Source organism: Candidatus Bandiella numerosa, from assembly GCF_029981845.1.
GTDB classification, from domain to species: domain Bacteria; phylum Pseudomonadota; class Alphaproteobacteria; order Rickettsiales; family Midichloriaceae; genus Aquirickettsia; species Aquirickettsia numerosa.
Window position 1 is genome coordinate 87,048 of the sequence record NZ_CP104165.1, and the last position, 12,389, is coordinate 99,436.

Here is a 12,389-nt window from a genome sequence, read left to right on the forward strand (position 1 = left end):
TGTTTGTTTCTAATTGTGATTTTAACTTCCTCTCTCGCATCTGTAATTATGGTATTAAAATATGCGCTGGGCATGATGAGAGGTGATCCTAAAAAACTGGACAGGAAGGAAAGGATGAATTCTGATATAAAAATAAATAAAATATTATAGTAAAAAATGAGTAAAAAGAAAAATACAGTTCAGTATTCAAAACGAAAGTAGCACTATCAGCAATTAGGGAGGAAGGGACGTTGAGCGATCTATCAACCAAGTATGGAGTTAATGCGAATATGATTAGCAAATGGAAGAAGTAAGCATTAGATAATATGAACAGTACATTTTCTTGCAAGCATGAAATATTTGAAGTATCAAATAAAACAACTGCATGCAAAAATAGGGGAATTAACAGTATCAAAAATATTCTTTACTTAATAGAGATTTACAGTTCTCTATGTATCTAAGCGGTCGCAGTTGCGACCGCTTTTATAATTTTAATTCATCTAAAATATCCTGAAGCAATTTACTACATTCATCTTTTTGCTTTTCCGTCAATTGTTCAATTTTATTTATCGCTACCTCTACCTGATTGTCGTTAATATACATATCAAGTATTTTTGATTTGGTTTTAATTGACCTTTTTGGCTTTATTATCTTCTTTTTATTTTTGACTGCCAGATACTCTTCAATTAATTTTCTTCTTTTTCCTACTTCTGCATGACATAATTCTCTTAAAAAATCTCTTGCCTTTATTTCATTTTCAACTAATGAAATTCTTATTTCTTCCGCTAAATTTCTTAAGTTCATAACTTCTACAACAGAAGATTTTGATACTCCTACCTTTTTTGCTATCTCACTATAAGAACTACATATATTATTATTTAGTAAATTAGAATAGGCTTTCATTAACTCTATCGGATGCAAGTCTTTTCTTTGGATATTCTCTATAATCGATATTTCTTCAGCTCTCTTTTTATCATGTATTATGATACATGGAACAGTTAATAAACCTAATAATTTAGCTGCTCTAAATCTTCTTTCACCACTCACAATTTCATAATACCCACCCTTTTCATCAGATGGTATGACTGTAAGCGGTTGGCGTATACCATGCTCTTTTATTGTTTGGGCTAATGACTCAAGGCTTTCTTGATCAAAATATACCCTTGCTTGATTTTTGAATGGAATTAATTTATCTAATTTTAAATTATAATATTCTCCCTTAAAATCTTCTGTATAAGTGCTAACTCTGGAATTTTTATTAGCTATTTTATTCTGAGAATTATCATCCTCTTCTAAATACCTTACCTTTGCTTTATCAATTTTCATCTAAAATTACTCCTTGTTTGTTTATTGTAGATTTTTTTAGCATTTCTTTTGTCAAATCTAACACATCCTCAACTGCTATCGATCTTTTATTACAAAATCCAATTACGGGTAATTTTTTCTTAGCAGAAATATTAATATCTTCACATTTCCTAATAATTGACTCCATTACATAACTCCCATATTTTTTTCTTAATGTTCCAAGCACCTCCTGAGATGTTGCAGTTTTAGATTCATATTTATTGGGAATAATAACATAGTTAATTTTCTTTTCCATTGCATCTGAAAAATCATCTATTTCACTCATTAATATTTCTAAACCCTTCAAACTGTAGTATTGTGTTTCACATACAACATTGAGCACATCAGCAACTAACGTAGCATTTCTATTAACCGTACTTATTGTAGGATTTGTATCAATGAAAATAAAGTCATATTTTTGCCTCACCCCCTCTAGTATTTTTGATAGCACTTTTTCTCGGTTAGGCATTTGGTTAATTGGCAATTCTAATCTTGTTAAAGATATGTTAGCAGGAATAATATCTAAACCAGGGTAAACAGGTTTTATAGTTTCCTCTATACCTACCTTATTCACTATAACGTCATACAAAGTCATTTTATCTTCTTCTTCACTAAATCCGAAAGAATATGATAAATGTCCCTGAGGATCACAATCTAATACTAATACTTTAAAACCTAATAATGAAAATAATATTGAAGTTTGATAACAAAGACTTGTTTTACCAGTCCCTCCCTTAAAATTAAAAAAAACTTGTATTTGCTTTTTTACTATCATCTCATCTGAATATAAAGCCTTCATTATATTTCTAACATTTTCAAAAGAATATTTTTTTCTTTTTTCAGTGCCACTTACATGTTCAATATGATTATTAGATATGTATCTACTAATTGTTGATTGGGTTATATCTGAAATCAAAGCTATCATACTTTGAGAAAAAAAAATATTTTGTTTCATTATTTTTATAACTTATCACTATTAATTCAGACCATACACTTTATTTGAATAAATGTAAAATTATTACTTGCATAAAAAAATTAGAAGAAATTACTTTTTTGTTGCAATAAAATTAATTCGTGTTAATTGTTATAGTAATAGCACTGAATTTATATTAAATGAAAAAGAAATAATAAATATAAAAAAAGCGAAGCATAATTAAATACTCCGCCTTATTCTGATGCACTAAGTGTACACATATTATGTGTATTTTGCAAGAGTTTATTGTGCTTCTTTAACCTAAAAAGGAGACAAATATGCAGTTATTAAGCAATTATCTTGATATAGATAATTTAGATGATAATTTTTATAAAAGTACAGGACATTGGCCTTTTAACTATCCAAAATCCCAACTTCAAAATAATTTTACTTTTTCATTTTTTACATTAGAAGGAACAATTGGATATAAAAAGGCACTTTTTATATTTAAACTAAATTACTGGCTAAATAAATGTGGTAGAAATTTAGAAAATAAAGATAATAAGTGGGTGTACAATACCATAAAATCTTGGGCTGCACAATTTGATTGGTCTCTATCTACTTTAAAAAGAATTGTTTATTCTTTAGAAAAAGAAGGATTAATTATATCTAAAAAAATTAATGCTAAAAAATGGAACCATACAAAGTGGTATTCGATTGATTATTTTAAGTTAAATTCATTATTTAATTTTAATAAAAAAAGAACCAATCGAATAGTTCAAAAAGAACCAATCTTAATTAACAAAAGAAATAACTATACAAATAAATCTTCTTATAAAAAAAATGAGATAGAATTAGAAAATGTTTTAAAGGAAAAAATAGAAGAAAATTCTATAAAACCTAATGAAAAAGAAATAATAAATAAAATGGTGTATATATGGAACAAAGTATTTGAGTACTCAATCAGTCCAATTAAAGCTTATAGTAATAAAAAGAACCAAGAAGTATTATTAATTCTTTATAAAACAGCATTTAGCGGAGATCTAAATAATTGGAGGGAATATGCATGCAAAGTAAATAGTAGCCAATTCCTAATGGGAGAAAAGAAAACAAAAAATAACTTTAAGGCAGTATTTAGCTGGTTAATAAAGGATGATACAATAGAAAAGATAATGAATGGAGAATACGGAGTAGGGGATAGAGAGCTAGATATAAATAATATAACAAAAAATATAGAAGAGAAGAAAGAGGAAGTAGTAAATAAAATGGATAAAAAGATATCAGAATATATAAAACTCAAAATAGATGAAATAACAGAAAGAAAAGAATTTGAGCAATATATAAAAACCTATAAATATGAAAATAATGAGGATAAATATGGCATATTAAAAGCTATAAGGCACATATCATATCACAGTATATTTAGAACAAATGAATATGAAGTACTTAGAGAAAGTCTGTATAAAAGCTATATAATGAAGAAATATTTTGGATTAACAAAAATGGAAGGTAGAGCAAAGTTGAGAGAGAAAATAAAGTTATTAGCAGAAAATAAAGGATATCTAGGAACTTTAGAGGAATTGAGAGAAAAAGAAAAGCAAATAGAGAGTTTAGAAATCAGTCAAAACTTACTGCATAGCAAAATGTTAAATTGTGCATGGCTAAATTAAAATCCAATAATAAAATATTATGATCGAATTTATTACTAGATAAATGCTTTTAATGATCCCCATAAACCAATTAGCACGCCAAAACATGATGATACAAATGAATTATATTATTGCTTCCATTCCTTTGTAAAAATTAAAAGCTGTATTTTTTATTTATGTATTCTTTGAAGTATTTTACATCAATTTGTTCTTTTAAACTATAATTTATTAAAGAATTAGCATTAGGGAATAAGGAGCCGTTGTTATGAATTGTTTTATTTAAAAATTCATTAAATTCTGTAAATTGACCCATCTCTATTTTTTTGTCTAAATTTTGTATATTAATATTGGCATGATGCATAATTTGTGCAGCAATTAATGCTCCAATTGTATAAGTAGGAAAATATCCGAAAGAGCCGGAAAACCAATGTATATCTTGCAAACAACCTTCTGTATCATTTTTTGGTGTAATGCCTAACATATCTTTATAACTCTTGTTCCAAATTTCTGGTACTTCACCCACTTCAATTTCGTTATTAATAAGAGATTTTTCAATTTTATACCTTATTAATACATGAGTATGATATGTGATCTCGTCGGCATCTACTCTAATTAATGACGGCTGTATAAAATTAATATGATTGTATAAAAATTTATCATCAAAAGAAATTTTATAACCAAACAACTTTTTCAAATAAGGGAATAAAAATTTTATAAAGCTAAAATTTCTGGCCACCTGATTTTCGTAAATAAGGGATTGACTTTCATGAATACCAGAACTAAGGCTTCTGCCTATTGGTTGATATTGCCATTTTTTTGGTAAGTTTCTGTTATAATTTGCATGCCCAGCTTCATGTATTGCTCCATATAAAGATTGAGTAAAGTCATGATAGTTATAATTAGTAGTAAGTCTTATATCAGAAGAGCTACCTCCACAAAAAGGATGAGAACTGCTATCTATCCTTCCATTACCAAAATCAAATCCTAAATCTGTTAAAATAAAATTTATAAGTCTTTTTTGTTCATCAATAGGATATTCAGATATTATTGAAGTTGGCGTCTTGAGTGTTATATTTTGAATAATAGGAGTAGTAAAGTTTTGAACAGAATTCATCAATTCGTCAATAAATTCAACTTTTAAATCTGGTTCGTATTCATCTATTAATGCTTCATAAGGCTTAGTGCCAATAATATCTGCCTTTATTTTAGCAAAATCTCTAATATGCTGTAATAAAATTTTTAACTCACTCTTTACTAAGTTGAAGTTATTTTCTTTTTTGGCTTTTCTCCAAATAATAGCGGTTTTAGTGCTGCAAATAGCTAAGTCAGTAATTAATTGAGAAGGCATGGCAGAATTAATCTTAATTTTTTTTGAATTAATCTGAAATTTTGTAATTGCCAATTATTTAATTCTTTAATATCAACATCATTGCAGAGTGATTTTGTATATTTGGAAGAAAGTTTTTCGTGTATTATTTTAGATACTAAGGATATTTGCTCACCTCTCTCTCCTATTGCTTTTACAGGCATGTATACTTCCTTATCCCAATCTAATATCGCAATATTAGATTCTAAAATTGATATTTCTCTAAATATTTGCTCTAATCTCAAATACTGTTTCAATATTTTGTAACGCATAATTGATATAGGCTAATAATAAGAGATTATTTATTCATTACAATAAAAAACAAAAAAATGATTAAAGAAATAATAATATATGGAGCTCTAGTAATCTTTCTCATTGTAGGAGTATGCATAAAAGACAAGCTAAAAAAGTTTAAAGATTATGCATTAGGAGTTCGTACATGCACTAAGTTAGCATTATCTGCAACAGTAGTTGCAAGTATAGTAGGTGGTGGCAGTACAATAGGGTCTGTAGCAATGGTATATAAAGTGGGTATAATTTTTATCATATTATCTTTAGCGTGGCCAATAAGCTATATTTTTATAGCTATCTATATTATTCCGCAGCTTGAAAAATATTATGGTCATTTTTCCTTGCCACAGGTTATGGGTTCTATGTATGGTAGGTATGTAAGAGAATATATAGGTATTATAGCTTATATTTTTTTACTTGGTGCGTTTACTATGCAAGTAAAAGCACTTTCTGTTTTATTTTTTAATATATTTGGATATGAAAGTGAGGTGGGGCCAATAGTTGCAGTAATAATAATAATAATATATAGCTCTATAAAAGGAGTAACTGGAGTAATAAAAACAGACATACTTCAATTATTTATATTCATAATAATATTACCATTAATTACAGTTAGCTTACTAAAGGAAAACTCAGGTACTTTACATGGATTACTCTTATCATTACCAAATGAGAGCTTTATAAAAGATATTAGCATGTTTAGTATTTTTGCATTAACAGTGCAAAATCTAATACCAGATGATGCACCAGACCTTATTCATAGAATGTTGATAGGCAGAGATACTAAAAAAAATAGATCTGCAATTTTTTTATTAGCGTTAATCAGTATATTAGTTATTATAATGGTATTAATTATATCATCAATAGCCCTAATAAAGCATCCCGGTATTGATAGTAATGAAGCTATGTTTGTTGTTGTGAAAAGCTTTCTTAGTAATGAGATATTGTATTCTATATTTGGAGTTGCTTTGATAGCAGTTATTGTATCGACTGCAGATTCACTTTTAAACACCTCAGCAGTTATTATTGTCAATGATATAATCAGCGAAAAAAGAAGAAGTGTTTTTTTAGCGAAATTAGTCTCGTTAATAACTGGTATAGTGGCCATTATATTGGCATATAAAGCAAAAAGTATATTGGGTATATTATTGTTCTTTGGACAATTGTATACATCGGCAGTAGCTGTGCCATTCTTTTTTGGGCTATTTTCTAGTCAAAAATCACCAAAGATATTTTGGTATAGTTCTTTATCAGGAGTAGGAACGTATCTTTTAATATACTTAATTTTCCCTAGGATGGAAGATGGGATATTTTTAATTAGCATGGGTGTTAGCACAACAATTTATCTATTGCTGTCTAAAAATAATATTTCAAATTTTTTAAATAAAATAAAATATTTAATTTTAAAAGAAGAAGAAAAAATTTTTAAATTACCTATTAAAAAATTAGGTTACAGTATTTTACCCATAAGTGTGTCAGTATTTTTTTCAGATTTATCACTTGGCCAATTCCCAATTATCGAGATATCTGTTGTAATAGTGAATATATTTTTAATATCGTTTGAAATTATATATGGAGAAAAGACAAAGTACAAAAATATAGTTCACTCAATGACATTCTGGTATTGTTTCCCTATGTTTTCAATGTATTTATATTTTAGTAAAAATAACTTTATATTATTTATATTTCTTTTTCCAACGACGTTAATATTATTATTAATATTTTACAAATGGGAAAAGATATTAATAAATTTATTGACTGCCTGTATAATTGCACTTTTAATTTTACTATCACTTAATAGATTTGATTTAAATTTATTAATTTCAAAATTAAGCTTGCTAGCTTACATGCTAATTTATATTACGGCATTGGCATATTTTATCATTAAGCCCAAAGATGATAGTATTAAAGTGGCAATGAATGATATGGAGGTAAAACTAAAGGAAAAAAATAAGGCAGAATTAGAAAATATTGTAGATTTTTATAATATAAAGTTTCATTTATTTCAAAACTATAATGATGTGGATAAAAAGTATAAAGAGATAAGGAATATTGCAGATTATGTGTGTAAAGAAGAGCAAGGAGAGGAAATAGACATGAAATGTATATATGAAGATTTAGATACTTATTTATCTTATAGATTACATAGTATTAATATTAAATATGGCCTAGAAAACATGATAAAAGAATTAGATAATAAGATAATAACAAATGTAAACTATAGAATAATATATGTTTTGTTATTTAGTATCGGGAATTTTATTGTTACAATAAGACCAAATAAAGTAAATGCTAGATGCGAGAGTGAATTAAACAGCATAATATTTAAATTTGAATTGGTAGGTCTTAAGTTTCAAATAGAGGATTTAGAAAAATATAGCGTTAAAAATAATAATAATACTGATTATCTTAGTATTGTGGAAATAAAAAATATTGTTGATAAATTAGGCTTTTCAGTAGAAAAAAATATAATATTATTTAAAATAAAAGTAGTTGAATCAAAGAAACTATATCATAAGGAAATTTTTCATTAAGAGAACGTACTATCTAACACCCAATTTGTAAAATTAATATCTGGAGAGTTAGCTTCTCTTCTTGCGGAATAATCATATATACTGTCTATGCAATGGAGTAACTGCCTTAAATTAGCAGATATATTATTTTTTTCTAAGTATATATAAATATGTATTAGAATAGCGTCAAATAAAGGCCTGTTTAAAGGCAATTCTGCAGACACAAGCTTATTATTAAAATTATTATCTTTTGGCGCGTATCCTATAAGAGTATCAATACTACATCCTATCGCCTGCGCGATAGCAGCTACGGTTTTTATCCCAGGATTCTCAATACCTCCAGTGGTAACCTTCTTAATTACATCATGTTGCAACCCAGCTTTTTCAGCGAATTGAGCCTTGTTTAAATGTTTATGATTTTGCAAACCCATGTTTTTAAGAATATTTTCTCTAAATAGTGCTCCATTATACGTAAACTTATTTTTTTCCATTGTATAAATTAATTACTTGACTTGGATAATATTATATCTATAAGATACTATTGTATCGTTATTGTTTTTATATACCCAATGAATACCATTTTAATAAAGTTAAATCAAGAAATCTAAATTTTATAAACTAAAGGAATAAGTTAAATGCTAACAGAAGGATTAAAATATTTAAGAGATGCGGAAGCGATAATGTTAGACCGCATAGATCAGCTAGTGAGAGGAGAAATCACCGGCTATAAGTATAGAGAGGATGGATGGGTATGTAATAGCCTAATATCGTGGAAAGAAATGCATATGCCATTATGGGGGAAGAATAAAGTATATCTAGTAAATAATAAAAGAAACAATCAATTAAATTAGGAGGTAAACATGAGAATTCAAACACAAAAAGATATGAAAAAGCACCAAGAAAACGCCATAGTAAGTGGGATAATCATAGAGGAGCCACATATAGGAATTAATCAGAAGAATGAAGTAATAGGACTTAGCTGGATGCATATAAGAGAAGATAGCGGGATAGATTGCGAAATTTTGATCAGTGGAGATAAATTATCAAAGTACTGCAAGGAGCATAAGGAAGAGCTGAGTATTGGAAAAAGAGTAAAATTAAGAGGAATGTTAAGCGAGGGTGAGGGAATGGATTATATGCATTTAGACAGCTATGGAGAAATCACCATATGTGCAGAAGGTGAATAAAGGGTAGAAAAATAGGAATAAATATTAGAACAAAATATTAATTGGAATAAAATATGAAAGCTATAGAAATAATTCAGGAAAAAATCAAATCTATAATAACAGCAGATAATACAGAAGAAAAGATTATAAATACGATCTTATTGCTTGGTCTTACTGTAGAAGATGAGGCTAGTGAGTCAATAGAAGAGAGAGTAGATGTGATGTTAAGTGAGTTTAATTTAGCAAGCAAAGTTGTTGATTGGAAGGAATTAGAAAATGCATTTAAATTATTTAAGGAATTTAATCTAAATATAAAAGAGCAAAGTGATGATGAGTTTTTAGATAGTATAGAGATAATTAATTTAATTTTAAAGAATCATCGTTATCAGAATATTAGCTGCGTCACAGCGAAAGAATTATATAAAATAAGCGCAGTATATGAAGTATTTGGCAAGAAACTAAAAGAGTTAAAACTGGGAGATATAGAATTAATAGGAAAACTAGAAATCAATGCAATTAATAAGTTAGGCAATACAACTGAAGAGGAATTAAAGTTATTGTGTAATTTTATCAAAGAATTGAATGTCAATTTTAGTAGCGGATATGAGGAGCTTAAAAGCATAGCTCAACTTCAAGAATTGCTAGAAGAGTTGCATTACAAGGAAAATTCATGGCTTATAGAAAAAGAAATAAGCAAAATACTTTTAGTATTTAATGAATTTGGGATATCAAAAATAGAGAAGTGGAAAGGTGATACTATCGAGAGTCTTAGTATAATTGCCAAGGAATTTGAGCTGAATTTGCCAGAAGTGAGCAAATTAGTATTAAAGAGAAAAATATCAGAGATAAAAAAGCTTAATATTGAGGTGGGAAGTGGAATAAATGAGATAAAATCAAGGCTAGAGATAATAAAATACCTAAAAAAAGATTTGGAAGATATCAATCAATTAGAAATTGGCAAAATAGTAAGAATTAGTGAAGTTTTAGGAATAAATGGAAGTGAGAAGGCTAATCAAGATAGTTATGGAATAAAAGCGATACTAGAATGGATAGAAGGCAAGGGAATAAAGCTAGAAATTGGCAAAGTAGACGAAGGAACTTTTGAAGAACTAAAAAAAATCAAAGAAAAGCTAGAATTGCTCACTGGCAAAAAAGTAAAGGACTTAGATATTAAGGGTATAGAGTTAGCTGAGAAGCTACTATCAGGATTTGGCATAGAAGAAATAGTAGATGCGGAAGTCATAGAGCTTAAAAAAATAGCGCATGTTATTGCAACATCAATAGATGATATAAAGGGTGAGAATTATTTTAGGGCGGGTGATTTAAACGAAGTATTTAGGATACTAAATCTTGATTTGAATTCAGGGGATAAAGCTAAATATGTAAAAACCAAGGAATATCTAGATAATTTTGGAATAAAGATAGCTGAGTTATCAGAGACGGAAGCGACAAATTTGGTATCAACAATGATAGGCTTAGGAATAAAGAAGGGAGAAGAATTAGCAAGCCCCCCAGAATTAACTAAAGCAATAAAAGAAGCGATCAAAGGATTTGAGTATAAAGGATTGATAGATATAGACAATCAGGAAATAGAGAAGTTAATTTTACTTACAAGTGCTGCTGGGGTGAAGGAGATATCTGAACTTAAAAAGTCTGATATAGATAAAATAAAAGCAATAAGTGAGGCATTAGAATTTAAATTTAAAGCTCTTAGCAAGGGAGCAATAGAGGCTTTAGTTTACATATTAAATAAAGAAGGGCTCAAGGAAGCAGAAAGCAAGCAAGGATGGTTGTCATGGGCTATAGAAGGGAAAGAAGCTGCATTTAAAGAAAAGCTAGTGGAAATAAAAAATAAAATTAAAGCAGTAGGATATAAGGAGGTGCTTGAGTTTAAAGAGGAGAGATATGAGGAGCTGGATAAATTGCTGGGGGAGTATGGCAAGAGTTTTACAAATATAAGGCTAGAGGAATTAAAGAAACTTAGCAAATTATATCAAAGCTTTGGATACGATTTATCTAAGGACGCATTTTATAAATTGAAAGAATTTGGTGCAGCAGTAAAAGCATTTGGAGTATTGCCATTTTGAGGTAAGTTTGGTGGAGGAAAAAAACCTTAAAGTAATAGAAGAGGTAAATGGTAGTAGAATAGGAGATTTAAGCGAAGGGGAGATTAAGAATCTTACGGAGTTAAGTGCTAAATATGGCTTAAATATGAAAGACTATGTTAATTCCAATAATTTTGAAAGAGATTATAAGAAGCTAAAAGAAAGTTATAAATCATTAGGATTTTTAGAATTAACTAAAGTAAGTGAGGAGTCAAAAATATGTATAGCGGATTTGGAGACATTAAGTAGTAAGAATAACAATTTAGAAAAGCTATCATCAGTTACGAAATTGGTTAGAGAATTTGTGCCTAAGCTGGAAGAAATGGAATTAGCTGATTGTAAAAATTTATATCATTTTTTAAAGCCTATGCAATTTGATGTGGGAAGTGAGAGAGTGGTTAATTATAAATCAGAATTAATAATTTCAGTGAGTAAGAAATGCAAGTTGGACTTTGAGGAAGAAGTGAAGTCAAGAGTAACGAATAAAGTATCTGGAATTTTAATGGATTTAGAGAAGGCTGAATTATGTAAATCAGCTAAAGAGGGTTCAGAGTGTAAAAACATAAGCAAGAATGTAATTGAAGATCTGGATGCGATCACAAATGAAATATGTCATCAGTATCATGAGGATTTATGAAGGATATTTAATCAATAAACAAAAAAAAACTAAAAACTAAAAAAAAATTTAATAATAAAAACGGAGCTAATAATGAATAATGATATAAGTCAAATAAATAACAAACAAAGTAATACTGCTGCAAATAAGAGAGTGCAAAGAATAGCGCAAGTGAGCAAATATTTGCCACTATTATTGGTGGGAGTAATGGTATTTGTGCCTGAGGTATATGCCAAGTCAGGAGATACAAAGGTATTTGAGGAGGCAACCACGAAAATACTAGGATGGGTCACTGGAGGATTTGGCAAGTTACTTGTTGCGGTATCGGTTATATTATCGGTAATTATGGGAGTAGCAGGATTTAAATGGCAACAAATTATGCTACCGTTGATACTTGGATTATTACTTGGATCAATTAATGGAATAGTAGGATTATTCTTTTAGAAT

Annotated in this window: 12 protein-coding genes; 7 read left to right on the plus strand and 5 right to left on the minus strand. The window is 28.4% G+C overall.

Annotated features, from left to right (window positions below; genetic code table 11):
- Positions 1-462: 462 nt before the first annotated feature.
- Complete coding sequence (locus N3Z17_RS07310) at positions 463-1,305, minus strand: ParB/RepB/Spo0J family partition protein (RefSeq protein WP_282472671.1); 843 nt, start codon at positions 1,303-1,305, stop codon at positions 463-465.
- A complete protein-coding gene (locus N3Z17_RS07315; RefSeq protein ID WP_282472672.1) occupies positions 1,295-2,278 on the minus strand; it encodes a ParA family protein in 984 nt (327 codons plus the stop codon). Before N3Z17_RS07315 ends, N3Z17_RS07310 begins: the two co-directional genes overlap by 11 nt.
- A gap of 296 nt (positions 2,279-2,574) precedes the next feature.
- On the opposite strand from N3Z17_RS07315, the gene N3Z17_RS07320 reads away from it, so the two are divergent.
- Positions 2,575-3,906 carry a hypothetical protein gene (locus N3Z17_RS07320; protein WP_282472673.1) on the plus strand — a complete coding sequence of 444 codons (1,332 nt, stop codon included), beginning with the start codon at positions 2,575-2,577 and terminating at the stop codon, positions 3,904-3,906.
- Between the two features lie 133 nt (positions 3,907-4,039).
- Here N3Z17_RS07320 and N3Z17_RS07325 read toward each other — a convergent pair whose 3' ends face one another.
- The gene (locus N3Z17_RS07325) at positions 4,040-5,233 is read right to left on the minus strand and encodes a carboxypeptidase M32 (protein ID WP_282472674.1); all 1,194 of its coding nucleotides are present in this window, start codon (positions 5,231-5,233) and stop codon (positions 4,040-4,042) included.
- Positions 5,218-5,523, minus strand: coding sequence for a hypothetical protein (locus N3Z17_RS07330; RefSeq protein WP_282472675.1), 306 nt, complete (start codon positions 5,521-5,523; stop codon positions 5,218-5,220). The genes N3Z17_RS07325 and N3Z17_RS07330 overlap by 16 nt, the downstream gene beginning before the upstream one ends.
- A 57-nt stretch (positions 5,524-5,580) precedes the next feature.
- Here N3Z17_RS07330 and N3Z17_RS07335 point away from each other — a divergent pair, with 57 nt between their 5' ends.
- A complete protein-coding gene (locus tag N3Z17_RS07335; RefSeq protein ID WP_282472676.1) occupies positions 5,581-8,076 on the plus strand; it encodes a sodium:solute symporter family transporter in 2,496 nt (831 codons plus the stop codon).
- On the opposite strand, the gene N3Z17_RS07340 is transcribed toward N3Z17_RS07335, so the two are convergent.
- Positions 8,073-8,546 carry a helix-turn-helix domain-containing protein gene (locus N3Z17_RS07340; RefSeq protein ID WP_282472677.1) on the minus strand — a complete coding sequence of 158 codons (474 nt, stop codon included), beginning with the start codon at positions 8,544-8,546 and terminating at the stop codon, positions 8,073-8,075. The genes N3Z17_RS07335 and N3Z17_RS07340 overlap by 4 nt on opposite strands.
- 144 nt (positions 8,547-8,690) lie before the next feature.
- On the opposite strand from N3Z17_RS07340, the gene N3Z17_RS07345 reads away from it, so the two are divergent.
- The 5 genes from N3Z17_RS07345 (at position 8,691) to N3Z17_RS07365 (ending at position 12,386) form a co-directional block, all read left to right on the plus strand.
- Entirely contained in the window at positions 8,691-8,906 is a 216-nt protein-coding gene (locus N3Z17_RS07345; protein ID WP_282472678.1) for a hypothetical protein, read from the plus strand.
- A 9-nt stretch (positions 8,907-8,915) separates the two neighbouring features.
- Entirely contained in the window at positions 8,916-9,242 is a 327-nt protein-coding gene (locus N3Z17_RS07350) for a hypothetical protein (protein ID WP_282472679.1), read from the plus strand.
- A gap of 53 nt (positions 9,243-9,295) precedes the next feature.
- Positions 9,296-11,308 (plus strand): hypothetical protein, encoded by a 2,013-nt coding sequence (locus N3Z17_RS07355; RefSeq protein WP_282472680.1) that lies wholly within the window; start codon positions 9,296-9,298, stop codon positions 11,306-11,308.
- Positions 11,309-11,318: 10 nt separating this feature from the next.
- On the plus strand, positions 11,319-11,963 hold the full coding sequence (locus N3Z17_RS07360) for a hypothetical protein (protein ID WP_282472681.1): 645 nt from the start codon (positions 11,319-11,321) through the stop codon (positions 11,961-11,963).
- Between the two features lie 72 nt (positions 11,964-12,035).
- Positions 12,036-12,386, plus strand: a complete 351-nt coding sequence (locus N3Z17_RS07365) for a TRAP transporter large permease subunit (protein WP_282472682.1) — start codon at positions 12,036-12,038, stop codon at positions 12,384-12,386.
- Positions 12,387-12,389 lie beyond the last annotated feature (3 nt).